The sequence below is a fragment of the Anoxybacillus ayderensis genome (assembly GCF_000833605.1).
In the GTDB taxonomy this organism is placed as follows: Bacteria; Bacillota; Bacilli; order Bacillales; family Anoxybacillaceae; genus Anoxybacillus; species Anoxybacillus ayderensis.
Map to the genome: position 1 here is coordinate 100244 of NZ_JXTG01000005.1, position 25183 is coordinate 125426.

The following is a 25183-nucleotide window of genomic DNA, read 5'->3' on the forward strand; positions in this document are numbered from 1 at the left end:
GATGACGAAATATATTTTTGTAACAGGCGGCGTCGTTTCATCGCTTGGGAAAGGAATTACGGCTGCTTCACTCGGTCGATTATTAAAAAATCGTGGTTTGAAAGTAACGATTCAAAAATTTGATCCGTACATTAACGTTGACCCTGGAACGATGAGTCCGTATCAACACGGAGAAGTGTTCGTCACAGATGACGGAGCGGAAACGGACTTAGATTTAGGTCATTATGAGCGCTTTATTGACATTAACTTAAACAAATATAGCAACGTGACAACAGGAAAAATTTATTCGACCGTATTGAAAAAGGAACGCCGTGGCGACTATTTAGGCGGAACGGTACAAGTTATTCCGCACATTACAAACGAAATTAAAGAACGTGTGTTCCGAGCAGGACGTGAAACGAACGCTGATGTCGTCATTACGGAAATTGGCGGAACGGTTGGCGACATCGAATCTCTTCCGTTTTTAGAAGCGATTCGGCAAATTAAAAGCGACGTCGGTCGCGACAATGTGATGTACATTCATTGTACGCTTGTGCCGTACATTAAAGCGGCAGGTGAAATGAAAACGAAACCGACGCAACATAGCGTTAAAGAGTTGCGCAGCTTAGGCATTCAGCCAAACGTCATCGTCGTGCGCACAGAAATGCCAATGTCTCAAGATATGAAAGATAAAATTGCTTTATTCTGTGACATTGATCCGAAAGCGGTCATTGAAGCGCGCGATGCCGATACGTTATACGCTGTACCGCTCATGCTTCAAGAACAAAAATTAGACCAAATTGTTTGTGAGCATTTAAAACTAAACTGCAAAGAAGCGGATATGACAGAATGGATCGCACTCGTTGAAAAAGTGCGCAATTTATCAAACAAAACAACGATTGCGCTCGTTGGAAAATACGTTGAGCTTCAAGATGCGTACATTTCTGTCGTGGAAGCGTTACGTCATGCAGGATATGCGTTTGATGCGGATATAGATATTCGTTGGATTAACTCTGAGCATGTCGATCGCGACAATGTGGCGCAGTTGCTTCAAGGAGTAAACGGTATTCTCGTTCCAGGCGGATTTGGCGATCGTGGAATTGAAGGAAAAATTGAGGCGATTCGCTATGCGCGTGAGCAACGCATCCCATTCCTTGGCATTTGTCTAGGTATGCAGTTAGCATCTGTGGAGTTTGCTCGTCATGTCGTCGGATTAAAAGATGCCCATTCAGCAGAAATTAATCCAAACACACCACATCCGATTATCGACTTATTGCCAGAGCAAAAAGATATCGAAGATTTAGGGGGAACGCTTCGTCTCGGTTTATATCCGTGCAAGCTCGTTGAGGGAACGAAAGCGTACGAAGCATATCAAGATGAAGTCATTTATGAGCGCCATCGCCATCGTTATGAATTCAACAATGAATATCGTACGATGATGGAAGAAAACGGTTTTGTCTTTTCAGGAACAAGCCCAGATGGCCGTCTTGTAGAAATTATCGAGTTGAAAGATCATCCGTGGTTTGTCGCAGCGCAGTTCCATCCGGAATTCACATCTCGTCCGACGCGCCCGCAACCACTTTTCCGCGAATTTATTCGCGCATCGCTAGAAAAATAATAGAGGATGTCCGCTATGGGCATCCTCTTATTCATATTCGGCAACCATTTCTTTTGTCATTAGCAATAAACTATGATAAGCGAACAAAGCGGCGACAGCCGAAGGGAAGCCGATACGTGAGCCACCTTCTATTGGAACGAGCGGCTGTTTTAAACATAAATCAATATGCACATCGACGTAATCAACGAGCGACGGTTTCGTTTCCTCTGCGATAGATGACATACCGATCGTCCATATGTTTTGTTCGTGAAGCTGTTTGGCGATGCGAATCGCTTCTTCATCTGTGCAAAAGCGTGAAACGATGAGCACGCGGTCAGCGGTCGTTACTTCGTTCATGTTTAGCGGTTTAACGTTCGGCAATTTTTCAGCTCCATGTAGCGCTTCAGCAACGACAGCTTCCATTTCGTCCATGCCGTAAACAAAAATGGTCCCGTCGCTAATGATCGCTTGGGCAAATAAACGGGCAGCATCTTCAAACTGCTCCTCCTCTTGCGCACTTATTCGCTGAAACACACCTGCAAGCTGCGTCGATAATATTTTTAACATGATCCATCTCCTTTTCATGCGACTTTTCCTTTGTTGCTCATTATATTAGAAAATAAAAAAATGATCAAAATTAGAACATGAAGCAGGATAAATGGTAAAAATTTCGAAATAATGATACGATAATAAAAATAGGAATGTTACATATGAAAAAGAGAAAATAGAGGTGTTTATCATGGCGGGGAAGATTTTGATTGTGGACGACCAATTCGGCATTCGCATTTTATTAAACGAGGTGTTTCAAAAAGAAGGATATGAAACGTATCAAGCAGCAAACGGTGTTCAAGCGCTCGATTTGTTTGCGAAGCACTCCCCCGATTTAGTGTTGTTAGATATGAAAATTCCAGGCATGGATGGGGTAGAAATTTTAAAGAAGATGAAAGAAATGAATGAGCATGTAAAAGTCATCGTGATGACGGCTTACGGCGAACTCGATATGATTCATGAAACGAAAAAGCTCGGTGCGCTGACCCATTTTGCGAAACCTTTTGATATAGACGATATGCGTGATGCAGTGAAAAAATATATTGGTTAACCGTTGACAGCTTTTTGAACTTTTTTCACAAAGTTTCGTTCGTTTCGGTGAATAATGTTGATGTATGGAAACAAAGTTTGTTATTCTTATAATGTACATACTATTCGATATCGTCTTGTATAAATTTGTCGTATTTTGGTCATTGTACATGTGAAAGGCGCTTTCGGATAGTGAATAATGGCTACATTTAAGGAGGATTTAGCGATGCCTTTAGTTTCGATGACGGAAATGCTTAAACAAGCATTGGCAGGCAAGTATGCAGTCGGTCAATTCAATATTAACAACTTAGAATGGACACAAGCCATTTTAGCAGCAGCGGAAGAAGAAAAATCTCCTGTGATCCTTGGCGTGTCTGAAGGAGCAGCTCGCTACATGGGCGGCTTCAAAACGATTGTGAACATGGTGAAAGGATTAATGGAAGACATGAACATTACTGTTCCTGTCGCAATTCACCTTGACCACGGTTCAAGCTTTGAAAAATGTAAAGCAGCGATTGACGCTGGATTTACATCAGTCATGATCGATGCATCCCATCATCCGTTTGAAGAGAACGTTGAAATTACAACAAAAGTTGTTGAGTATGCTCATGCGCGTGGTGTATCTGTTGAAGCGGAGTTAGGAACAGTCGGCGGACAAGAAGATGACGTTGTTGCGGAAGGAATTATTTATGCAAATCCAGATGAGTGCGAAGAGCTTGTCAAGCGCACAGGCATTGACTGTTTAGCGCCAGCGCTCGGTTCTGTACACGGTCCATACAAAGGAGAGCCAAAATTAGGATTTAAAGAGATGGAAGAAATTCGCGATCGTACAGGTGTACCGCTCGTTTTACACGGCGGAACAGGCATCCCAACAGAACAAATTCAACGTGCCATCTCGCTTGGTACATCTAAAATTAACGTCAATACAGAAAACCAAATGGCGTTTACAAAAGTTGTGCGCGAAGTGTTAGCGAAAGATGAAAAAGTGTACGATCCGCGCAAATTCCTCGGCCCTGGTCGCGATGCGATTAAAGAAACAGTCATCGGCAAAATGCGCGAATTCGGTTCTTCCGGCAAAGCGTTGTAATACAAGCCGCACCGTTTCAGCCTTGCTGAAGCGGGCGGTTTTGTTTCATTCCATTTTTGAAAGCGTTTAGGAGGTTGAAAATTATGAAATTTTTTATTGACACGGCAAATATTGATGAAATTCGCCACGCCCATGAACTAGGCATTTTAGCGGGGGTAACAACAAACCCAAGCCTCGTCGCAAAAGAAAACGTATCGTTCCACGATCGTCTTCGTGAAATTACTTCTCTCGTTTCCGGTTCCGTTAGTGCGGAGGTAATCGCAACCGATGCAGAAGGAATGATTGCAGAAGGGGAAGAATTAGCAAAAATCGCACCAAACATTACAATTAAAGTGCCGATGACGCCAGAAGGGTTAAAGGCGGTAAAAGTATTTAGTGAAAAAGGAATTAAAACAAACGTCACACTTATTTTTAGCGCGAATCAGGCATTGCTAGCGGCGCGTGCTGGTGCGACATACGTATCGCCGTTTTTAGGTCGTTTAGATGATATCGGCCATAACGGCTTAGAGTTAATTGAAACGATTGCGAACATTTTTGCCATTCACGACATTGATACAGAAATTATCGCCGCATCTATTCGTCACCCACAACATGTGACAGAGGCAGCATTAAAAGGTGCACACATTGCGACAGTGCCTTACAATGTGCTTATGCAACTATTTAAACATCCGCTTACAGATCAAGGCATCGAAAAGTTTTTAGCAGACTGGAATAAAGCAAACCAAAAATAATGATTTAGCAGTTTTCCGTCGCGTTCTAGGACTTGCTTTGCGAGAAGGGAGACACATATGGAAAAGTTAAAAATTGTTGGCGGTGACCTCCTTCAAGGCTCCGTGCGCATTAGTGGAGCGAAAAATAGCGCCGTCGCGCTCATTCCAGCCGCTATTTTAGCAAACTCACCTGTAGTCATTGAAGGGTTGCCGAACATTTCAGACGTTCATGTGTTAGGACAATTAATTGAAGAAATTGGCGGTACATTTCATTTTGACGAAAACGAAGTCGTCATTGACCCGTCGCATATCGTTTCCATGCCTTTGCCGAACGGAAAAGTGAAAAAATTGCGCGCGTCATATTACTTGATGGGCGCGATGCTCGGACGTTTTAAAAAAGCGGTCATCGGTCTTCCGGGCGGCTGCCATTTAGGGCCGCGGCCGATCGATCAGCATATTAAAGGGTTTGAGGCGCTTGGAGCGAAAGTGACTAACGAGCAAGGAGCGATTTATTTACGGGCGGAAGAGCTTCGTGGAGCGCGCATTTATTTGGACGTTGTCAGCGTTGGGGCGACGATCAACATTATGTTAGCTGCCGTCCTAGCAAAAGGGAGAACAATTATTGAAAACGCGGCAAAAGAGCCGGAAATTATTGACGTTGCGACGTTGTTGACGAACATGGGCGCGCGTATTAAAGGGGCAGGAACGGATGTCATTCGCATTGACGGTGTAGAACAGTTGCACGGTTGCCGCCATTCCATTATTCCGGATCGCATTGAAGCGGGAACGTATATGATTATCGGTGCAGCCATGGGGAAAGAAATGATTATTGACAACGTCATTCCGCAGCATTTAGAAGCAGTCATTGCAAAAATGCGAGAAATGGGTGTCGTTGTTGAAACGAGTGATGACCAAATTTTTATTGCGACGAAAGACCATCTTCGTGCCGTCGATATTAAAACGCTCGTTTACCCCGGCTTTCCGACCGATTTACAACAGCCATTCACTTCACTATTAACGAAAGCGTCTGGGACGAGCATTGTGACAGATACGATTTATAGCGCCCGATTTAAACATATTGATGAATTGCGGCGCATGAACGCCAATGTGAAAGTCGAAGGACGTTCAGCCATTATTACGGGTCCATCACGACTACAAGGGGCGAAAGTGCGTGCAACCGATTTGCGTGCAGGTGCCGCGCTTGTCGTCGCTGGATTAATGGCCGAAGGGGTTACAGAAATTACAGGATTAGAACATATTGATCGCGGCTACAGCAACTTAGTTGACAAACTTGTCAACCTTGGCGCTACCGTTTGGCGCGAACAAATGACAGAACAAGAAATCGAGCAACTGAAGAACACATAATGCACCAAAGGGGAGAGGGAGAAACGATGGAAAGAAGTTTATCAATGGAGCTTGTCCGCGTCACAGAAGCGGCTGCATTAGCTGCAGCCCGCTGGATGGGGCGCGGGAAAAAAGACGAAGCAGACGAAGCGGCCACGTCTGCGATGCGCGACGTATTTGATACGATTCCGATGAAAGGAACGGTCGTCATCGGTGAAGGGGAAATGGACGAAGCACCGATGCTATATATTGGGGAAAAGCTCGGCAACGGGTACGGTCCGCGCGTTGATGTGGCGGTTGATCCGCTTGAAGGAACGAACATTGTCGCTTCTGGTGGATGGAACGCGTTAGCGGTCGTCGCTGTGGCGGATCACGGCAATTTGCTTCATGCGCCAGATATGTACATGGACAAAATTGCGGTTGGGCCAGAAGCGGTCGGCATGATCGACATTAACGCTCCAATTATCGATAATTTAAAAGCTGTTGCCAAAGCGAAAAATAAAGATATTGAAGACGTTGTGGCGATCATTTTAAATCGTCCGCGCCATGAGCGCATCATTGCGGAGTTGCGTGAAGCAGGAGCGCGCATTAAGCTCATTAATGACGGCGATGTTGCCGCAGCGATTAATACAGCGTTTGACCATACAGGGGTAGACATTTTATTTGGGTCAGGAGGCGCTCCAGAAGGGGTGTTAGCCGCTGTGGCGCTCAAATGTCTCGGCGGGGAAATACAAGGGAAGCTATTGCCGCAAAACGATGCGGAACTCGAGCGATGCAAAAAAATGGGGTTAGATGTAAACCGTGTATTGCGTATGGAAGATCTCGTAAAAGGGGACGACGCCATTTTTGCCGCAACGGGTGTAACGGACGGAGAATTGTTGCGCGGTGTGCAATTTAAAGGGACATACGGCGAGACGCATTCCGTTGTCATGCGCGCGAAATCAGGTACCGTTCGTTTCATTGAAGGTCGCCATAGCTTAAGGAAAAAGCCGAACCTCGTCATCAAATAATCGCGAGATGCGCGAACTTTTCGCGCTCTCGCTCTTTTTCTATTGATTGACAACATAAAAAAAGGGTAAAATAATCATGTTACGTTTCTTCTCGTAATCATCTTTTCATCTTCGCTGTTTCCATCCAAAAGAGCAATTCATGAAAATTAAATAAAAGAGTGGTGTAAGTATGGAGTTAGGAGATTTAACGATTGCAACGCTAGAAAATATGACGATTAAAGAGCTATATGAATTAGCTCGCCAATACAAAGTTTCGTATTACAGTAAACTGACAAAGAAAGAATTGATTTTTGCCATTTTAAAAGCGCGCGCTGAACAAGACGGCCTCTTTTTCATGGAAGGCGTGCTTGAAATTATTCAATCAGAAGGATTCGGTTTTTTACGTCCAATTAACTATTCCCCTAGTTCGGAAGATATTTATATTTCCGCATCGCAAATTCGCCGCTTTGATTTGCGCAACGGTGATAAAGTATCAGGAAAAGTGCGCCCGCCAAAAGAAAATGAACGGTATTTCGGCTTACTGCACGTCGAGGCAGTAAACGGTGAAGACCCAGAAATTGCGAAAGAACGCGTTCACTTCCCGGTGCTGACACCGCTTTATCCGAACCGACAAATGAAACTAGAAACAACACCGGACAAGCTATCTACTCGCCTCATTGATTTGATTGCTCCGATCGGATTCGGTCAGCGCGGTTTAATTGTTGCGCCTCCGAAAGCGGGAAAAACGATGTTGTTAAAAGAAATTGCCAACAGCATTACAACGAACCATCCAGATGTTGAACTTATCGTTTTGCTTATTGATGAGCGCCCAGAAGAAGTGACGGATATTGAACGTTCTGTATCGGCAGATGTCGTCAGCTCGACGTTTGATGAAGTGCCGGAAAACCATATTAAAGTGGCAGAGCTTGTGCTCGAACGTGCGATGCGTCTCGTTGAACATAAGCGTGATGTCGTCATTTTAATGGATGGTATTACACGTTTAGCGCGCGCATACAACTTAGTCATTCCGCCAAGCGGACGTACGTTATCGGGAGGAATTGACCCGGCCGCATTCCACCGTCCGAAACGGTTTTTTGGAGCGGCGCGAAACATCGAAGAAGGGGGCAGCTTAACGATTTTAGCTACCGCTCTTGTCGATACAGGTTCGCGCATGGACGATGTCATTTATGAAGAATTTAAAGGAACAGGAAATATGGAGCTTCATCTCGATCGTTCATTAGCGGAAAAACGAATTTTCCCTGCTATCGACATTCGTCGTTCTGGCACGCGAAAAGAAGAGTTATTAATTCCAAAAGAACATTTAGAAAAATTGTGGGCCATTCGTAAAACGATGTCAGATACCCCAGACTTTATTGAGCGATTTATTCATCGATTAAAGCAAACGAAAACGAACGAAGAATTTTTTGCGATGTTAGATGAAGAGTGGAAAACAGCCGGAAATTTAAAACGGTTATAAATGGATAGTTGCAAAACAGTGATACGATTGTTATAATTTTATCATGTGTGTTTTTCATTGCATATAAACTCTGTTTCGAAAAGATTCAGGGCGGAAGGAGATGAAATAAGATGAAAGCAGGAATCCATCCAAACTATAAAAAAGTGATGGTTAAATGCGCGTGTGGAAACGAGTTTGAGAGCGGTTCTGTGAAAGACGAAGTGCGCGTAGAAATTTGCTCAGCGTGCCACCCATTCTACACAGGACGTCAAAAATTCGCTTCTGCTGCAGGACGTGTTGATAAATTTAACAAAAAATACGGCCTTAAGTAATCCGTATGTCATGAAAACAGGCAAGCGAACTTTTTTCACTTGCCTGTTTTTTTCGTGAAAGTTTGAAAGAAAGGGGTCGCCCTGATGTATGTTATGAAGCAATCCGGCTGGCTAGAAGTCATTTGCGGAAGCATGTTTTCCGGAAAATCGGAAGAACTGATCCGCCGCGTACGACGCGCGCAGTTTGCGAAACAAGAAGTGAAAGTGTTTAAGCCAGCGATCGATAATCGATATAGCGAAGAAGCAGTCGTTTCTCATAATGGAACATCTGTTATTGCTATTCCTGTGTCATGTGCATCAGACATTCGAAAGCACTTGACAACGCATACAGACGTTGTCGCGATTGATGAAGTGCAATTTTTTGACGAACATGTCGTTGATGTTGTTCAACGGCTCGCCGATGAAGGATATCGCGTCATCGTAGCAGGTTTAGATCAAGATTTTCGCGGCGAACCGTTCGGCCCTGTTCCAACGCTGATGGCGATTGCTGAATCGGTGACAAAGCTACAGGCGGTTTGCACCGTTTGCGGTTCCCCTGCATCGCGCACACAGCGGCTCATTAATGGGCGTCCAGCATCTTACCACGATCCCGTCATTTTAATCGGAGCAAGCGAATCGTACGAACCACGATGCCGCCATCATCATGAAGTGCCTGATCATCCGGCGAAAATACAACAATTACAAATGAAAGAGCTCTCATGAAAAAAACGAGGGCTCTTTTTATTTGTATGAACTAGAAAAAGTTATTTGTTGAAAATGAATATTATTTTCATTTATAATAACATATATTCAAAACAGAGGAGGAATAGGAAATGTTTGTTCAAATGAAGACGATTATTGTAGCAGAAGGACATGGTGAGAAGATTGTCGAGCGATTTGCAGGCAAAGGTTTAATAGAACAACAATCGGGCTTTATCGATTTAAGTGTTCTTAAGAAAAAAAAGAGAAGAGGGGATGAAGAGTTTCTTATTATGATTCGCTGGGAATCCGAGGAAGATTGGAAAGCGTGGGAAACGAGCGAAGCGCATCTAGCTGGTCATAAAGCTGAACGTGGGAAGCCCTCCCCTTCCTACATCATTGAAGGAAAACAAGATGTATATCACGTCCTCACGACAAAAAGTTGTGCTCAGTGAAGTAGTGTTTTTAGACGTGCAAAAAGCGGGATATTACCCGCTTTAATTTTGTAGCCCGCTGTTTTTTCTTGTAAGCAACATGTAAATTAAATAAGGAGAGCCAATAATAGAAGTGACTACACCAATCGGAATATCTGCTGGTGCTAGTATGTTTTTCCCAATCATATCGGCTACGAGTAAAAGTGTCGCCCCGATAAGAGCTGATAGAGGTAGTAAACTGTAATAATTCGGACCAATTAAACGTCGGGCCAGATGTGGGGCTAATAATCCAACGAAAGAAATGCCCCCTCCGACTGCTACGCAAGCACCAGCTAGAGCGGCGGATATACAAAGCAAAAATCTTCTCTGGCGTTCGACATGAACACCAAGTGCGATTGAAACGGATTCGCCCAATTGAAATATGTTCATTGCTTTTGCCTGCCAAAATGAGATGGGGAGTAAAATGACAATCCATGGAACAAGCGCCCAAACATATTTCCATTGAGCTCCCCAAATACTTCCTGTTAGCCAAATAGTTGCTTTCTGGAAGTCTCGCGGATCCATTTTCATTTGAAAAATGATTAATAGCGCTCCGCACAAGGCGTTAATTCCAATGCCAACGAGCAAAAGGCGATTAGGTTCAATACCTTTTTGCCATGACAATATATAAATGATTATAGCAATAGTAAGGGCACCTACAAAAGCAAACATAGGAAGAAAAAAAGGTGAAGTGAAATATTTTCCATGTAAAAAATAAATGCATAATACAACGGTCAATCCAGCTCCAGCATTGATACCTAAGATTCCCGGATCTGCAAGGGAATTTCTTGATAGCCCTTGTAATATGGCACCAGACAAAGCGAGTCCTGCACCGATGAGAAGAGCCATTATCATTCTTGGAAGACGAAGTTGGAACAAAACAAGCTCTTGTTTCGCCGTTCCGTTTCCAATCAATGTATTGAGAATATCATGAAAACTGATCGCAATCATTCCAGTAGACAAACTAATGATAAAAATGAAAATAATTAGAAATACGAAAATCAAAAACCATTTCATTGCACGAGAGAACGTAAGCCACCAATCCATTATATGCTCCTCCTTTTGCGACGGGCGAGATGAAGTAAAATAGGCACCCCAAGTATGGCAGTAATGGCGCTTACCGGTGTTTCAAAAGGGGCATTGATCATTCGAGCTAAAACATCTGCAGTTAATAAAAGCAGCGCTCCTGCTATGGCGCTACTAGGCAAAATCCATTTATATTCATGACCGACGAACAGTCGTACAATATGCGGAATAATTAAGCCGATAAAACCGATTGTTCCTGCGATCGAGACAGCAACACTTGATAGGAGGATGACAGCGATTAAACCGATCACTCTCGTCTTATGATTTGATTGTCCTAAACTTATAGAAGTTTCCTCTCCGAGTGAGAGAAGTGTTAATGGACGACTGATCCATAAGGACAAGGTAAGACCAATGAGAACGATAGGAATTAAAATATATACATGATCCCACTTAGTTCCAGATAAACCACCTGAAAACCAAAAGCTAACATCTTGAGCAACTTGAAAATAGAGAGCAATGCCTGTTGATAAGGCGCTAAATAGCGTACTTAAAGCAACCCCTGCTAATGCGATTGTCACAGGTGAAAATTTTTCTTTAGAAATATTTGAAAATACAAGAATTAATATCGAGGCAATTGCTGAACCGACAAATGACCATCCTAAAAGCATCCAATAAGAACCGGATGATAAAATGGCAAAGCAAAGAGCGATGGCGAGTCCTGCTCCTTGTGTAACGCCAATAATGGACGGATCAGCTAATGGATTTCTAGTTACTCCTTGCATAATGGCACCAGCTACAGCTAACGCTGCCCCAATAAACAAAGCGGCAAAGGCACGAGGCAGACGAACTTCCCAAACTAGCTGATGCTTTATGTTATCAGGCTGAAAAGACACGATTGCGTCTATCAGAACATGGAGGGGAATCGCTACCGCTCCTAGTCCAACAGACAACAGAAAAGATAAAAAAACAAGAAAACTTCCTGTTATACACCAAGTTATCGGATGATTAAATCCTTTTTTAAGAATATTTTTTGGAATGACCATTTTTGCCACCTCAAAAACTTTTGTTGAAAATGATTATCATTTATATAAATTCTTTATTAGTCTACTATCATTTTTTGTTCTTTGTCAATCATTTTCAAGAAAGGAAGGTTCTATTAGTGACCTACGTTTTATTTCATGATTGTATAAAAGTTTCATACACGGAAATAAAAGAAGGGGAAAAGAAAGAGTTTCAAGAAGGAAGTCATCTTTTATACGTATCATCCGGACAAGGGCAATTAACACAGGGGGAGAAACAGATGCTGCTTGTTGAGGGGATGAGCGTCATTGTGGAATCTCCTTGTTTGTTAACTTCTTCTTCTGAAAGCATGGATGTATACATTTTAGATTGTCACCAACAATCAAAATGGCTCGTTCCGTTTCGAGATGTTGTGTTTGCAAGGCAGTCACCTATAAAAATGGTTCCAATTTGGAAGGAGTTACTGAGAATCCAAAAAAGTAGCGTTTTGTCTGAGCAATGTCGATTTCAATCTTTAATCTGGAAGATGCTTTCAATGATAACAGACTATATGAAAATGGATGGAATTGAACAAGCTAGTCAATATATTCGACAGCATTTGCACGAGACGATATGTGTATCGGATCTAGCTAATCGCATAGGGATGACATCCTCTTCTTTTGCGCGCGTTTTCCGTCAAAAAACTGGAGTGTCTCCGAAGGAATTTATTCATCAAGAACGGATGAAATTAGCTAAGAAACTAATGATTCAGGAAAAGGGGATAGCATTGAAAGAAATTGCACTTCGAATTGGTGTGCAGGACGAGTTTTATTTCAGCCGACTATTTAAAAAAAGAGAAGGAGTCGCTCCGACAATTTTTATGAAACGTGCTCAGAAAAGGATAGCGATCATTAGCCAACTTTTACTACAAGATCATTTATTATCGTTAGGAATACAACCAGTTGCGGCTCCTGCATATCCGACAGAATTTTCCCACGGACTCCCGTCCTACTTATGTCGCGGTCTCGAAGGAACGTTATTATTAAACGCTGAAAAATATTTTAATCGGGAAGAAGTGTTGAGAACACAACCTGATATGATCATTAAAACACCACTTCGTCAAGATGCAGAACAGTCCGCATTATGGACACAGCAAACACATGTGCATCATATCCCTTTTCAGTCGACTTGGGATGCTTATTTGCAGAAAATTGCTTATATCGTAGAAGAAGAACAAAAAATAGAGTCAATCATTGAAGATATTCAACAATTAGAGAGTAGAGCGAAAGAGATACTTCGTCCATTGTCTAGCGTTGGAAAGTGGTCTGTCATTTGGGTTCGTGCAAACGAAGTGCGCTTATATGGCAAAACAGGTCACGCCTTTTCAGATTTGTTTTTTCAAAAACTCGGTTTTGAACCAGATGATTGTTTGCCGGATAAAAGTTATAGGGTCATTCAAGTCGAAGATCTTGCTTACATGAATCCTGATCGAATATTAATTCTTTGGAGTCATGAGAAAGATGTACAAAAACTAGTAAACAACAAAGAGTGGAAAAAGATCGACGCAATAAAAAATCGAAATGTTTACTATCCTAACAGTATAGAATGGGATCCTTGGGGACCGTTAGGGAGAAAGCATATGATTAATCATATGGTAAACTTTTTCAAAAAATATATAAAGTAAAATATAACAATAAAACCATCAAATAGTTTATTTTGTCCATGCGAAAAAGCGAATATATCCATGTTCAACGTTAGTTGCCACAGTTTAATATTAAAAATGAATTTCATTTTCATTTATTTTTAGGAGGATGGTTATGAAGCGTTTATTAACTTCATTTAGTATGCTGGTGATCGCTTTGTTACTTGTTCTAGTCGGATGTGAAGCCAAGGAACAAGCAAGCGGTGAGCCGAAGGAGGAAACAAAGAAAACTCGTACTGTGGAGCATTTGATGGGAAAAACAGAAGTGCCGTTAAACCCGAAAAAAGTAGTTGTTTTATCGCATGTGTCATGGGAAGGTTCGCTCGTTTCTGTAGGTGTAAAACCGTATGCAGTTATGGCGTATGACAACGAATTTCCGCCACACTTAAAGGACGAACTTGAAGGGGTTAAGGCCTTGCCGTATGCAGATGAATTCAGTCCTGAACAAATTATAGATTTAGATCCAGATTTATTAATTATTAGTGATCGCTACAAGCCTTTATACGATCAATTAGCAGACACCATTCCAACCGTTGTCATCGAAGTAGGGGGAGACTGGAAAGAAGATCATCTAAAAATTACAGAAGCAGTTGGAAAATTGGAAGAAGGAAAAAAAGTAATTGAGGATTTAGAAAAAGAGGCGAAAGAAATCGGTAAACGCATTAAGGAGAAAGTTGGAAACGAAACATTTATGGCGGTAGCAATTGGTAAAAAAGATATTCGTGTCTTCGGAACGAAAAATCATGCTGTAAACGCATTGTTATTTGATGATTTAGGATTAACCCCTGCGGAAGGTTTGCCGGAAGACTTTGGTGAAAACGTTTCTATTGAAGGGCTAGTAAAATACAATCCAGATCACATTATTGATATTACATATTTTAACAGCGGAGAGTTTTATGATACTGTGACAAAAGGAGAAGTTTGGAACAGTTTGAAAGCTGTTAAAAATAATCACGTTTACACACTCACTACTACATGGGGATTTTGGGATCCAATTGAGCGGAAAAAAGGATTAAAAGAGATTGAGAAAATGTTGCTAGGTGAATAATCTCTAGTCAAGGTCGTTCGTTATATGAACGATCTTGCCTTCTTTATTTACCAAAAAATTTTTGTGTTAATTGAGAATCACTATCGTTTCATCTGGAGGGATTGAAATATTTCATGAACAAATCATCTAAACAAGTTGCTGAGCAAGCGACGCTTCAAGCGTTTTTGAATAGTTACCTGCGCGAAGTCGATGCGGGAACATGGTTTGATGTGAAAGAGTGGGGAAAGAAAAACAAGGTGAACATGATGCCAGACATTATGCATGTGCTTGAATTGACATTGTCAAATCAAAACGTTCGGCTCGCTATTGAAGTGAAGTACAAGTCTTTTGTCGGCAGACATATATTTGGACACGTATTGAAATATGTGTTTCAGACGAAAGAATGGAAAGTAGAACATGCGCTTTCTGTTATATTGATGTTCATTCAGGAGCTCAACTCTCAAAAAGGAAATTCATTATCTTCCAGCTATGATGAACTACTTTTTCGGCTAATTGACAGCTACCAAACGATGAGCCTATATATTGAAAAAAGGAGAAATGACGGGGAATTTTTATATTCTGCTCAAAATCGTTTCATCGAAACCGAGCAGTCGCTCCTATTTGGACATTGGTTTCATCCGACCCCTAAAAGTCGGCAAGGTATGCCTACGTGGCATCAAGAGCAATTTTCGCCAGAATTGAGAGGGGTATTTAAGTTACATTATTTTAAGGTGAAGCGAAACTGGGTTAAAGAAGAATCTGTTGCCGCCCAGCGGGCAAGTGAGCTAATCAAAGAATCATTAGTTAAGCAACAATTGATTATTCCGACCGAAGATGACGAAGTAATTATACCTTTGCATCCACTACAGGCGCAATGGCTGTTGGAACAAGCAAACGTTCAAAAAAAGATCGAAGAAGGGGTATTAGAAAGTATCGGATTGCTAGGACGCTCATACGCGCCGACCTCTTCTATACGAACGGTCTATCATCCGGAAGACGATTGGATGTACAAATTCTCTATACCTGTTAAAGTGACGAATTCGTTGCGAGCCAATCGTCTTCATGAGCTAAAGGCTGGGGTCGTGATGGCAAGATTAGTTAAGAAAATCAGTTTTTTTCAAAAATATCCTTCATTTCGAATCATTCAAGACCCAGCGTATATAACCGTTGATTTTGGTGATGGAAAAGAGTCTGGATTTGAAGTCATTATTCGTTCTAATTGTTTTAAAGCTGGAAAAGATAAAGGAATTACCTCCATTGCGGCTTTTGTCCAAGACCCGCTGCCACCATTTGAATCGAGGTTGAAGCGACTTATATGCGAACTGGCAAATAAAGAATGCACTACGATTGAAGAGGTGAGCACTCGCTGGTTTCAGCAATATTTCTCTTGTGCGATCATACCTCTTATTCGTCTCTATGATGAATATGGGATCGCGCTTGAGGCCCATCAACAAAACAGTGTCCTTGATATTTCGTCAGGCTATCCGACCGCATATTATTTTCGAGACAATCAAGGATATTATTTATCGGCGTTGCACAAAGAGGATCTGCTCTCCATCGAACCGTCTCTAGTCGAGACGCCGGAACTTTTTTATGATGAATGTATCATTCAAGAGCGTTTTGCGTATTATTTATGTTTCAATCAGCTCTTTTCCGTTATTCATCGTTTCGGTGCTGATGGGCTCGTTCGGGAGGAAGCGCTCGTTGAATGGGTCATTCATCAACTTCGACGGCTAGAACCGAAACTAACAGGGGCTGGGAAAAGGTTTGTGCAGTATTTGTTGTATGAGCGAAACATTCCGTGTAAAGCGAATTTATTGACGTGTTTTCATGGCGTTGATGAGTTGATGTCACAGTTCGAACAAGCGGTTTATACGGAGATAGAAAATCCATTGGCCGCCAGCGCATGGAAAAAGGAGGAACAGTATGAGCCAATCCCAGCGAGCTCTCACTAAGTCGACGCTTCGGGTAAGAAGGCAATTGATGGAAGCTATTTTATTTGAACAGCTCATCCCGTATAATGAAAAACCTCTTTCTGATGATAATGAATTTGTTTATCAATTGGGCGATCGGAATCGAATGTTTCAATGTATTGGAAAAAGAATGTCGTTTGATCGCATTCGGCTGCATGATGACATTTACATGGTGGGAGAGGATCGTTCCATCCGACCGACAACGATTGAGGACATCGTCGAAGAGTTGACGGCCGATTCGAGTGTGAAAAATCAGTTGATGTACGAACTCGAACAGACGATACAATTGAGTGATTGGACGGAAAAACATGTTGATATTCCAAAATCAAGGAGGCATTTATCATACGAACAGTTAGAGTCGTCCATTACGGAAGGACATCTGTACCATCCTTGCTATAAAGCGCGATCCGGATTTTCCTTGTCTGATCATCAAGCTTTCGGACCAGAAGGAAAACGTCCATTTAAGCTTTATTGGGCGGCGGCAAGAAGAAAAGATGTGCAACTATGTTTCCCGCAAGACGAATCGCTTTTTTGGGAGGAAGAATTAGGGAGCAGCCTCTATCATCATTTATCGCAAACCCTCTTATCTCTAGGCGGAAATTTGAAAGAGTATACATTCGTTCCAATTCATCCGTGGCAGTGGAAGGAATTGCAGATGATTGGGATTCAACCATTGATCGAAAGAAATGAGCTCCTCCTATTAGGGCGATGCGGGGATGACTACAGCGCTACGCAATCCGTTCGAACGTTATGGAATGTTGACAACTTAAAAAAAGCTTACATGAAACTGCCGATGAACATGATTAATACTTCTTCGCTTCGAACGCTGGCGCCTCATACCGTATGTGCGGCACCTCTTCTTTCCGATTGGCTTCAGTCGATTGTTTTTTCTGACACTTTTTTACAAAAAGAGTGTCGCCTCGTTCTTTTGAAAGAATACGCAAGCGTTGCGTTTGAACGAAACGATCATCCAGAACTCAACGGACAAATCGGAGCGATTTGGCGGGAAAGCGTGCACCTTTATTTAGAAAGCGACGAGAAAGCCGTACCGTTTACAGCACTTATGATGACGGAACAAGACGGCCGCTTATTCGTGGATGAATGGTTGAAGGAATACGGAACGGAAAGATGGATCAAACGGTTTTTAGAGGTTGCGGTTCTTCCTGTATGGCATTTATTGGTCGCTCATGGAATTGGCATCGAAGCGCACGCTCAAAACATGATTTTATTTCATGAAGACGGATGGCCGATGCGCATCGCCCTTCGTGATTTTCATGAAAGTGTGGAATATGTTCACGATTACGTGGTGAGGACGGATTTAGTTCCGAATTTTCGAGAGATTCATCCGCGGTTTCAAAATGGGTGCGATGATGAGTATTATTGGATGTCGTCGATTGAGGCGCTAAGAGAACTTGTGATGGATACATTGTTTGTGTTCCATTTAAGCGAGGTGTCTTACGCATTGGAGGAGCACGGTTTGTTTTGCGAACATAAATTTTGGTCGCTTGTTCGCGAAATCATAGAAAAGCATATCGGTCGTTTTTCTCATTTAAAAGAGCGGCATGCTATGCTCCATCCATCTCAACCGAAAATTTTCGTGGAATCGCTTTTGCGAAATAAAATCCAAAAAGGCCATCATCGTCATATCGTTACCAATGCGCTTGCCATAGAATCACAATAAGCAAAAAGGGGTCGAACGACATGCTTTACATAAACGATCGTTATTATACAGAAGAAGATTTAAAATCATACTACACGTCTTTTGAAAACATAGATACTTTAAAAAACGGCGGGCGGTTGCGAATTGCCGTATGCACAACAAACGTTTTGGAGTGGCTTGCTTTGTTCTTTTATATAAAAGGCAAAGGCGGTTCCGTTGTCCCGATTCATGCGTCATCTCCAAGACAAGCTGCTATTCGTATTGCAAAAAAGGCATCTAGCCATCTCTTGATTGATCAATCCGTTTCATCCATTGTCCATTTAAGTGAAGCGAAATTAGAAGAGGAGGGAAGGCTTGTTCAGTTCAGTTCTGGAAGTACGGGCGCGCCGAAATGCATTGAGCGCACGTGGCTTGAAGTGGAAAAGGAAGTGGATGAATACGTCAAGCGCTTACCCGTCGGTCGTGAAACGACTCCGATTATTGCTTGCCCCGTCACCCATTCTTATGGGCTGATAAGCGGTGTGATGACATCATTGAAAAGAGGAATTGAGCCGATCATTATCGCAAGCATGAATCCGAAATATATTTTGCGGAAGTTAAGGGAGTACCCAAACCATTTATTATATGCTTCACCGTCTTTGCTTTATTCGCTTGTTTCTCTCCTTACAAAAGGAGAAAGGCTTCACATGGTCATGACATCTGGAGCGCTTATGCCATCGAGCTGGCTTGCATCTTTGAGAGCAGTGAGCGACCAAGTTTTTCAACAGTATGGTTGTTCTGAAGCCGGATGTGTAGCAATCCAGTTGAGTGTGACACATCCCCAGCAAATGGGGATTCCTTTATCCCATGTTCGGGTGCGTGCCGGGGAAATCGATAGACCGAGCGAGATTATAGTAGAAACAGAGAATAAAACCATTCATACAAACGATCTCGGATATTTTGCGGAGGATGGTACGTTACATTTCGTTTCTAGAATCGATGATGTCATTAATGTCGCTGGCTTGAATGTTTATCCGCAAGAGGTTGAGGATGTTCTAATGGAAGAACCTAGGGTGAAGGAAGCGATCGTTTATAAAAAAGCAGATTTATATGCGGGGGAGCGTGTGTGTGCGCTATTTACATCCTATAGCCCCGTTAGTGAGATGGAATTAAGAAAATGGTGCCAAGCAAGATTGGCTCCCTATCAAATTCCAGTTGAATGGAAGGAAGTGATCGATATTCCAAAGCTCGCAAACGGAAAAGTGAACAGAAAGATGTTAAGCGAGGTGCACGTATGAGAAGAGATGAAGCGATACGAGCGATTTATAACATACTAAAGGAAAAAATGAACATAGCCACGTTATCACTTTTTGGCGAATCAGCCCGATTAAATGAGGATCTTTATTTAGATTCTGTCATGGTGCTGCAATTGATTCTTCATTTGGAATTAGATTTAGGAATCGATATCCCGGATGATGTTTTAAGACCAAACGATTTTCATACAGTAGCTAGCCTTGTTGGTTTTTTAGAACGGTTGCAAAACGAAAAGGAAATGGAGGAAGCGCATGATTAAGGTGCATTGTTTTGTAAGTTGTGTCTGTGAAGTTATAAAAAAAACGGAAGGAGTCGACCATCGCCCTTATTATTTTGGGGTATGGGATGCCGATTTTGACGTGTTAGAAAATTATGTTTTAACTTATCATTCTAATAATATTGATCATGCTTTTTTTACACAATGGTACGAAATGTTGTATGGAATTAAAATTCATAAATGGTACGATGAGAGTGGTTCGAAAGAGGAGAATATAGGAACGTTGTTGCGGCTTCTCGAACATAAGTCGCCACACCGCTATGTTATGGTGATGCTTGATTTATCGCTATTACCGGAAAGGGTAAATAAGTTTCATCATTGTCCGTTTCCTCATTATGTCATGCTAGAGGCGACTGAGGATGAAAAGGAATGGTGGATGTATGACCCAGATTTTCGCTGGGAAGGAATATTACCTAAAGAACGTATTTTGGCTGCTGTGAGAGAACCGTCTGTCGGAGGAGGATATTATTTTGATGCAAAAGGCATCATTCCCCCGTCAAACGAAACGATTCAAGCATATTTCAATACATGTCTGAAGCTTCATGAAAACCCGATGACAGCTGCGGTCAGAAAAATTGTCGAAGCTTATGCGATAGGAAGTGAAAAAGAGTGTCTATCTCAACTGACGGTTGCCTTAAAACAGTTGCCGGTATTAGCGATACGAAAATATGCCTATGAACACGCTTTTGCGTACTTTTCCGAGCAACTTGCGAGAAGCACAGAAGAGTTTGAAGCGTGGTGCGATGAAATCGAGTTGCTTGTAAAAGGATACACAACGATTCAATATAGAGCGATGAAACTGGCTATGACGAAAGACTTAAAGTTATTAGATATTATTTTCCAAAAAATAGACGAACAAGATGAACGAGAATTGAAAATTAAGCGAGGGCTTCTTGAATATTTTCAAGCATGGCACGATAGAGTTTCGTGTTTCGGTGAAGGGAGACTGGGTTCATGAATGTATCTTTTTGCACAATATCTTTTCGCCACCATCTATGCTCGATTTTTGATTTGGTAAAGTGGGGGAAAGAGAAGCGCTTTCAAGGTATAGAAATGTGGGGAACTCATGCGAAGTACTTAGCTGAAGACCCTTTTTTTGATTTTGATTTTTTTCACTCTTTCGGGTTAAAGACGACCATGATTAGCAGCTACATTCCGCTGCAAGCGGCTCGTTATGAACTTGAAGAAACGATTCGTGTCTTAACGAGGCTTTGTCAACGATTTGATACAAAAAAACTTCGTATTTTTGCAGGGCAAAAAGGAAGTATACATACGGGTGAACAAGAGCGCAGGGAAATTGTAGAAAGAATCCGCATGCTCTCTCAATATGTTCACGAACGCGGAATTGAGTTGCTCGTTGAAACACATCCACACACATTAGCAGACAACGTTCCGTCAACGATCCGACTAATCGAGGAAGTCAACCATCCCGCATTCAAAATCAACTTCGATGTTTTGCATGTATGGGAATCGGGTGCGGATCCAATCGAAGCCATTCGGCAGATTCGTCCGTTTATCGCTCATTTTCATCTAAAAAATGTGACATCAAAAGACCGATTGTTCGTTTTTGAACCCGCCAACGTATACGCGCCAACAGGTACAAGAAAAGGAATGGCTCCTCTTTTTGAAGGGGTCATCAATTATAAGGATATTTTGTCTGAGTTGATTACATTCACCAAAGATATTGATGTATCTCTTGAGTGGTTTGGCTCTGACGTTAAAAAGGTGCTCGAATCCGACAGACAGCAAATATACAATCAACTTGAACAATTAAAAGATGAGGCTATTTATACTTAGGTGATTAAGCATGAACTCATAAGAATGGATGACATATATTTCTTTCGTATATGATCCCATTTTATCCATGTTTTAATTTGGGACGTGTTTCTCTCCAAAGTTATAGGTAAGTACATAGACATCTGATAGTCGTTTAAAGGGGTGTTCCAAAAGCAATGGAATGCCCTTTTTATATAAAAACCGTTTAGTTTCAAGAGGACTTTCTCTTTTGATAAAAATGTAGTATAATTATTAATTAGACTGTGTATGGAACAAGAATAGGGGTGAATAGTGTGTTTGACCGTCTTGAAGCGGTAGAAGCCCGTTATGAAAAATTAAATGAACTATTAATGGATCCAGAAGTATTAAATGACCCGAAAAAACTACGTGATTATTCAAAAGAACAGTCCGATTTAGCGGAGACGGTACAAACGTATCGCGAATATAAATCGGTGCGTGAGCAGTTGGCGGATGCGAAAGCGATGCTTGAAGAAAAGCTTGATCCGGATATGCGCGACATGGTGAAAGAAGAAATTAGCGAACTAGAAGAACGTGAAGAACAGCTTGTTGAAAAGTTAAAAGTATTGTTGCTTCCAAAAGATCCGAATGACGATAAAAACGTCATTATGGAAATTCGCGGAGCGGCAGGTGGAGAGGAAGCGGCGCTTTTTGCAGGCGATTTATATCGCATGTATACGCGCTATGCCGAGTCGCAAGGATGGAAAACAGAAGTGATTGAAGCACATCCGACAGGACTTGGCGGCTATAAAGAAATTATTTTCATGATTCAAGGAAAAGGGGCATATTCGAAATTAAAATTTGAAAACGGTGCCCATCGTGTTCAGCGTGTACCAGAGACGGAATCAGGCGGACGCATTCATACGTCAACGGCGACAGTCGCTTGCTTGCCAGAAATGGAAGAAATCGAAATTGAAATTAACGAAAAAGATATTCGTGTCGATACGTTTGCATCGAGCGGTCCGGGCGGGCAAAGCGTCAATACGACGATGTCAGCCGTTCGTTTAACCCACATTCCAACAGGCATTGTCGTGTCTTGCCAAGACGAAAAATCGCAAATTAAAAATAAAGAAAAAGCGATGAAAGTATTGCGTGCGCGCATTTACGATAAATATCAACAAGAAGCGCGTGCAGAATACGACCAAACGCGCAAACAAGCGGTCGGAACAGGCGATCGTTCCGAGCGGATTCGCACGTACAACTTTCCGCAAAATCGCGTCACCGATCATCGGATCGGATTGACGATTCAAAAACTTGATCAAGTGTTAGAAGGAAAATTAGATGAAATTATCGATGCGCTCATTTTAGACGATCAATCGAAAAAGTTGGAGCAAGCGAACAATGAGCAGTAAAATATATGAAGTCCTCCAATGGGCTTCTTCTTTTTTCCGAGAGCATGGGAAGGAAGAAACGGCAGCGGAATGGTTATTGCGTCATCATTTACACATGACGCGTGCGCAACTATTCGCCAATTTGCGCGAGCCGATCGATGAAACGTGCAAACAAACATTTATGGCGGATGTAAAAAAACATGCGCTACAAAATATCCCGATTCAATATTTAATCGGATACGAACAGTTTTACGGACGGACGTTTATCGTCAATGAACAAGTATTAATTCCGCGCCCAGAAACAGAAGAGCTTGTTTCTCATGTGCTTGCCCGAACAACCGAAAAGCCGCTTTCCGTCGTTGATGTCGGAACAGGAAGCGGAGCGATTGCAGTGACGTTGTCGTTAGAGCGACCAACGTGGCATGTGTACGGTGTGGACATTTCTGCTTCATCGCTTGAAGTGGCGAAGCGAAATGCCGAGCAGCTTGGCGCTCGCGTTCATTGGTTAGAAGGGGATTTACTGCAACCGATCATCGACCGTGGCATACGAGTGGATGTTGTCGTTTCTAATCCGCCATACATTCCAGCACACGACATTCCGACGCTATCGCCTATCGTACAAAAAGAGCCGCTTCGAGCGCTCGTCGGTGGCGAAGATGGGTTGTTATTTTATCGTCGTTTAGCGAATGAACTTCCGTATGTCGTTACCCCACAGGCGCTTATTGCGTTTGAAATCGGTCACGGACAAGGGCAAGCGGTGCAAACGATGTTGCAACAAACATTTCCTTCGGCGCGCATTGACGTCCTGTTTGATATAAACGGCAAAGAGCGCATCGTCATCGCCGATCTCGCTTCCGAGTAACATCGGAAGCTTTTTAATTTCTATAAAGTATGCGAGAGTATCAAAAATTTTTGATTTACCATAGTTTCTTTTATCGTTTTTTTTTGTTATTTTTATTAAATTCACGTCTTAATTTCGGGTTCATACAGCATATCTAATACTGAGAAATATCTTACCTGGATGTTGCACAACGTGCTTTTCAAAGTAGGTAGGATGATCAATATTGGATCGTAATAACTATTCACTCCAATGACAGCGTGTCAACGTAAATAGGTATTTCCACTTATATACAGAACCCTGCGTAGCGGAAAGAAAGGGGTCTATTGTTTCGCCTGCTAACAGAAGACACAATGGGGGATCCAAACACTGTCTTGTGTTTTGTGAGTATAGAGACGATGCTTATTCTAATGCAAAATGATTGTGTGAACATTTCTTCATGAGATGTATCAAAGAAAGATGTACTCTTTGATCTTGATTTTGGAATATCTAGCGAAACACGATATACAAGGCGTGTACATAAATGCCGACAGTTTATAAAAAAAATGGGTCTTCACCATTTTCTGTGATTCCTACTCAATCCCAGAAACATGTTAGCTGGATGAAATGGGTTCATCAGTCAAGATCCTTCTTCCGCATACAGACCATGAAGTTGGTAGAATGGAAACAGTCAAGTGCTTTCCTTGACGGGTTCCATTCTACCAACTATCATACCGATAGCGGAAGAAGGGAGCGCTTAAGCACCCTGACTACCTATAGTGTTCCCTGTACACTTCAGAAATACACGCAACCGAAACCGTTCTAGATTTCGATAGCCATATGCCCGACGTTTGATGTTTTTGATCTTGTGATTCGTTCCCTCGATTCGGGCATTTGTATATGGGCACAAAAAGTAGGAAAGAATCGGCTCCTTCCACCTTTCAAGCGTGTTGGCTACTTCCTGAAAAGAAGCAAAAGGGCTCTGTTTGGCTAACTGAATCCATTCTTCCAAGCGTTCCTTTGCTTCGTTATATCCATCGGTTCGATAAAAATCCCGAAACAACTCTTTCAGATAATAAGCAATGGAAAGTAACGGATACTCCTCCAGGATATTGTCTAATCGAAGCCGTTGGTCCTTACGAAGCTTTTCACAGCCTTTTAAGAGGAGATATCGAGCCTTTTTCAATGGAGAAAATTCCTTTCTTGCTTGATCCAAGGCTTGTGTCACTTTTTGAACCACATGGTACTTATCGATGACAATCGAAGCAGATGGAAACAGGGCACGAACGGCCTTATGATAAGGTTCCCACATGTCAAGAATCACCGTTTGGACCCTTTCTTTCGACAGGACATTCTGGCTCAACAATTGGATGGCGGAGTCACATTGGCGATCGGCATGCATTCCCATGACCGATCCGGCTTTGGCATCCATCAATACGGTTTCATACTGATGTCCTTTTTTTACTGCGATTTCATCTAAGCTAAGCACCATCCCTTCTTGACAAGAGGACTCCGTTGCGGTTTGGCGCTCTTTTGCTTTTTTCGATGCGATGGAGTAGTAG

General features: G+C 42.2%; 24 protein-coding genes. 20 read left to right on the forward strand and 4 right to left on the reverse strand.

The window, feature by feature from the left end; translation table 11 throughout:
• Window position 1: 1 nt before the first annotated feature.
• Window positions 2-1597 (forward strand): CTP synthase, encoded by a 1596-nt coding sequence (locus tag JV16_RS07145; protein ID WP_042534956.1) that lies wholly within the window; start codon window positions 2-4, stop codon window positions 1595-1597.
• Between the two features lie 27 nt (window positions 1598-1624).
• Here the strand turns inward: JV16_RS07145 and JV16_RS07150 are convergent, their stop codons facing one another.
• Window positions 1625-2143: a DUF2529 domain-containing protein gene (locus JV16_RS07150; protein ID WP_042534957.1), complete on the reverse strand. Its 519-nt coding sequence runs from the start codon at window positions 2141-2143 to the stop codon at window positions 1625-1627.
• A 172-nt stretch (window positions 2144-2315) separates the two neighbouring features.
• Between JV16_RS07150 and JV16_RS07155 the strand changes: the two genes are divergently transcribed.
• The 9 genes from JV16_RS07155 to JV16_RS07195 all read left to right on the forward strand — a co-directional run bounded on the left by JV16_RS07155 (window position 2316) and on the right by JV16_RS07195 (window position 9704).
• Window positions 2316-2675, forward strand: a complete 360-nt coding sequence (locus tag JV16_RS07155) for a response regulator (protein WP_009360982.1) — start codon at window positions 2316-2318, stop codon at window positions 2673-2675.
• A gap of 204 nt (window positions 2676-2879) precedes the next feature.
• Window positions 2880-3740: a class II fructose-bisphosphate aldolase gene (locus tag JV16_RS07160; RefSeq protein WP_021094333.1), complete on the forward strand. Its 861-nt coding sequence runs from the start codon at window positions 2880-2882 to the stop codon at window positions 3738-3740.
• Window positions 3741-3823: 83 nt separating this feature from the next.
• Window positions 3824-4471 (forward strand): fructose-6-phosphate aldolase, encoded by a 648-nt coding sequence (fsa, locus tag JV16_RS07165; RefSeq protein ID WP_009360980.1) that lies wholly within the window; start codon window positions 3824-3826, stop codon window positions 4469-4471.
• Between the two features lie 57 nt (window positions 4472-4528).
• Window positions 4529-5815: a UDP-N-acetylglucosamine 1-carboxyvinyltransferase gene (locus JV16_RS07170; RefSeq protein WP_009360979.1), complete on the forward strand. Its 1287-nt coding sequence runs from the start codon at window positions 4529-4531 to the stop codon at window positions 5813-5815.
• 26 nt (window positions 5816-5841) lie between these two features.
• Window positions 5842-6804, forward strand: a complete 963-nt coding sequence (gene glpX, locus JV16_RS07175) for a class II fructose-bisphosphatase (RefSeq protein ID WP_009360978.1) — start codon at window positions 5842-5844, stop codon at window positions 6802-6804.
• A 169-nt stretch (window positions 6805-6973) separates the two neighbouring features.
• Window positions 6974-8260 carry a transcription termination factor Rho gene (rho, locus tag JV16_RS07180; protein ID WP_042534959.1) on the forward strand — a complete coding sequence of 429 codons (1287 nt, stop codon included), beginning with the start codon at window positions 6974-6976 and terminating at the stop codon, window positions 8258-8260.
• Window positions 8261-8370: 110 nt separating this feature from the next.
• Window positions 8371-8571 carry a 50S ribosomal protein L31 gene (rpmE, locus tag JV16_RS07185; protein WP_003397039.1) on the forward strand — a complete coding sequence of 67 codons (201 nt, stop codon included), beginning with the start codon at window positions 8371-8373 and terminating at the stop codon, window positions 8569-8571.
• 84 nt (window positions 8572-8655) lie between these two features.
• Complete coding sequence (locus JV16_RS07190) at window positions 8656-9273, forward strand: thymidine kinase (RefSeq protein ID WP_042534961.1); 618 nt, start codon at window positions 8656-8658, stop codon at window positions 9271-9273.
• 110 nt (window positions 9274-9383) lie between these two features.
• A complete protein-coding gene (locus tag JV16_RS07195) occupies window positions 9384-9704 on the forward strand; it encodes an antibiotic biosynthesis monooxygenase family protein (RefSeq protein WP_042534963.1) in 321 nt (106 codons plus the stop codon).
• A 42-nt stretch (window positions 9705-9746) separates the two neighbouring features.
• Here JV16_RS07195 and JV16_RS07200 read toward each other — a convergent pair whose 3' ends face one another.
• A complete protein-coding gene (locus JV16_RS07200) occupies window positions 9747-10769 on the reverse strand; it encodes a FecCD family ABC transporter permease (RefSeq protein ID WP_042534965.1) in 1023 nt (340 codons plus the stop codon).
• Window positions 10769-11791 carry a FecCD family ABC transporter permease gene (locus JV16_RS07205; RefSeq protein WP_042534966.1) on the reverse strand — a complete coding sequence of 341 codons (1023 nt, stop codon included), beginning with the start codon at window positions 11789-11791 and terminating at the stop codon, window positions 10769-10771. The genes JV16_RS07200 and JV16_RS07205 overlap by 1 nt, the downstream gene beginning before the upstream one ends.
• 257 nt (window positions 11792-12048) lie before the next feature.
• On the opposite strand from JV16_RS07205, the gene JV16_RS07210 reads away from it, so the two are divergent.
• The 10 genes from JV16_RS07210 (at window position 12049) to prmC (ending at window position 23666) form a co-directional block, all read left to right on the forward strand.
• Window positions 12049-13431: an AraC family transcriptional regulator gene (locus tag JV16_RS07210; protein ID WP_244463799.1), complete on the forward strand. Its 1383-nt coding sequence runs from the start codon at window positions 12049-12051 to the stop codon at window positions 13429-13431.
• A gap of 133 nt (window positions 13432-13564) precedes the next feature.
• Complete coding sequence (locus tag JV16_RS07215; protein ID WP_042534968.1) at window positions 13565-14497, forward strand: ABC transporter substrate-binding protein; 933 nt, start codon at window positions 13565-13567, stop codon at window positions 14495-14497.
• A gap of 113 nt (window positions 14498-14610) precedes the next feature.
• Window positions 14611-16431: an IucA/IucC family protein gene (locus tag JV16_RS07220; protein ID WP_042534969.1), complete on the forward strand. Its 1821-nt coding sequence runs from the start codon at window positions 14611-14613 to the stop codon at window positions 16429-16431.
• Window positions 16403-18130: an IucA/IucC family protein gene (locus JV16_RS07225; RefSeq protein WP_042534971.1), complete on the forward strand. Its 1728-nt coding sequence runs from the start codon at window positions 16403-16405 to the stop codon at window positions 18128-18130. Before JV16_RS07220 ends, JV16_RS07225 begins: the two co-directional genes overlap by 29 nt.
• Before the next feature lie 20 nt (window positions 18131-18150).
• A complete protein-coding gene (locus JV16_RS07230) occupies window positions 18151-19386 on the forward strand; it encodes an AMP-binding protein (protein WP_042534973.1) in 1236 nt (411 codons plus the stop codon).
• Window positions 19383-19661 (forward strand): petrobactin biosynthesis protein AsbD, encoded by a 279-nt coding sequence (asbD, locus tag JV16_RS07235; protein WP_042534975.1) that lies wholly within the window; start codon window positions 19383-19385, stop codon window positions 19659-19661. Before JV16_RS07230 ends, asbD begins: the two co-directional genes overlap by 4 nt.
• On the forward strand, window positions 19654-20637 hold the full coding sequence (locus JV16_RS07240; protein WP_042534977.1) for a DUF6005 family protein: 984 nt from the start codon (window positions 19654-19656) through the stop codon (window positions 20635-20637). Before asbD ends, JV16_RS07240 begins: the two co-directional genes overlap by 8 nt.
• Window positions 20634-21476 carry a sugar phosphate isomerase/epimerase family protein gene (locus JV16_RS07245; RefSeq protein ID WP_042534978.1) on the forward strand — a complete coding sequence of 281 codons (843 nt, stop codon included), beginning with the start codon at window positions 20634-20636 and terminating at the stop codon, window positions 21474-21476. Before JV16_RS07240 ends, JV16_RS07245 begins: the two co-directional genes overlap by 4 nt.
• A 272-nt stretch (window positions 21477-21748) precedes the next feature.
• The gene (gene prfA, locus JV16_RS07250) at window positions 21749-22825 is read left to right on the forward strand and encodes a peptide chain release factor 1 (protein ID WP_021095045.1); all 1077 of its coding nucleotides are present in this window, start codon (window positions 21749-21751) and stop codon (window positions 22823-22825) included.
• Window positions 22815-23666, forward strand: coding sequence for a peptide chain release factor N(5)-glutamine methyltransferase (gene prmC / locus JV16_RS07255; protein ID WP_042534980.1), 852 nt, complete (start codon window positions 22815-22817; stop codon window positions 23664-23666). The genes prfA and prmC overlap by 11 nt, the downstream gene beginning before the upstream one ends.
• Before the next feature lie 712 nt (window positions 23667-24378).
• Here the strand turns inward: prmC and JV16_RS07260 are convergent.
• On the reverse strand, window positions 24379-25183 hold an 805-nt coding region (locus tag JV16_RS07260; RefSeq protein ID WP_042534989.1), incomplete at its 5' end, for an ISL3 family transposase.

Excerpts from the sequence above, each read along its gene's own strand:
- JV16_RS07145 (WP_042534956.1), top strand. The coding sequence starts at position 2 with ATGACGAAATATATTTTTGTAACAGGCGGCGTCGTTTCATCGCTTGGG.
- JV16_RS07150 (WP_042534957.1), bottom strand. The coding sequence starts at position 2,143 with ATGTTAAAAATATTATCGACGCAGCTTGCAGGTGTGTTTCAGCGAATA.
- JV16_RS07155 (WP_009360982.1), top strand. The coding sequence starts at position 2,316 with ATGGCGGGGAAGATTTTGATTGTGGACGACCAATTCGGCATTCGCATT.
- JV16_RS07160 (WP_021094333.1), top strand. The coding sequence starts at position 2,880 with ATGCCTTTAGTTTCGATGACGGAAATGCTTAAACAAGCATTGGCAGGC.
- fsa (WP_009360980.1), top strand. The coding sequence starts at position 3,824 with ATGAAATTTTTTATTGACACGGCAAATATTGATGAAATTCGCCACGCC.
- JV16_RS07170 (WP_009360979.1), top strand. The coding sequence starts at position 4,529 with ATGGAAAAGTTAAAAATTGTTGGCGGTGACCTCCTTCAAGGCTCCGTG.
- glpX (WP_009360978.1), top strand. The coding sequence starts at position 5,842 with ATGGAAAGAAGTTTATCAATGGAGCTTGTCCGCGTCACAGAAGCGGCT.
- rho (WP_042534959.1), top strand. The coding sequence starts at position 6,974 with ATGGAGTTAGGAGATTTAACGATTGCAACGCTAGAAAATATGACGATT.
- rpmE (WP_003397039.1), top strand. The coding sequence starts at position 8,371 with ATGAAAGCAGGAATCCATCCAAACTATAAAAAAGTGATGGTTAAATGC.
- JV16_RS07190 (WP_042534961.1), top strand. The coding sequence starts at position 8,656 with ATGTATGTTATGAAGCAATCCGGCTGGCTAGAAGTCATTTGCGGAAGC.
- JV16_RS07195 (WP_042534963.1), top strand. The coding sequence starts at position 9,384 with ATGTTTGTTCAAATGAAGACGATTATTGTAGCAGAAGGACATGGTGAG.
- JV16_RS07200 (WP_042534965.1), bottom strand. The coding sequence starts at position 10,769 with ATGGATTGGTGGCTTACGTTCTCTCGTGCAATGAAATGGTTTTTGATT.
- JV16_RS07205 (WP_042534966.1), bottom strand. The coding sequence starts at position 11,791 with ATGGTCATTCCAAAAAATATTCTTAAAAAAGGATTTAATCATCCGATA.
- JV16_RS07210 (WP_244463799.1), top strand. The coding sequence starts at position 12,049 with ATGCTGCTTGTTGAGGGGATGAGCGTCATTGTGGAATCTCCTTGTTTG.
- JV16_RS07215 (WP_042534968.1), top strand. The coding sequence starts at position 13,565 with ATGAAGCGTTTATTAACTTCATTTAGTATGCTGGTGATCGCTTTGTTA.
- JV16_RS07220 (WP_042534969.1), top strand. The coding sequence starts at position 14,611 with ATGAACAAATCATCTAAACAAGTTGCTGAGCAAGCGACGCTTCAAGCG.
- JV16_RS07225 (WP_042534971.1), top strand. The coding sequence starts at position 16,403 with ATGAGCCAATCCCAGCGAGCTCTCACTAAGTCGACGCTTCGGGTAAGA.
- JV16_RS07230 (WP_042534973.1), top strand. The coding sequence starts at position 18,151 with ATGCTTTACATAAACGATCGTTATTATACAGAAGAAGATTTAAAATCA.
- asbD (WP_042534975.1), top strand. The coding sequence starts at position 19,383 with ATGAGAAGAGATGAAGCGATACGAGCGATTTATAACATACTAAAGGAA.
- JV16_RS07240 (WP_042534977.1), top strand. The coding sequence starts at position 19,654 with ATGATTAAGGTGCATTGTTTTGTAAGTTGTGTCTGTGAAGTTATAAAA.
- JV16_RS07245 (WP_042534978.1), top strand. The coding sequence starts at position 20,634 with ATGAATGTATCTTTTTGCACAATATCTTTTCGCCACCATCTATGCTCG.
- prmC (WP_042534980.1), top strand. The coding sequence starts at position 22,815 with ATGAGCAGTAAAATATATGAAGTCCTCCAATGGGCTTCTTCTTTTTTC.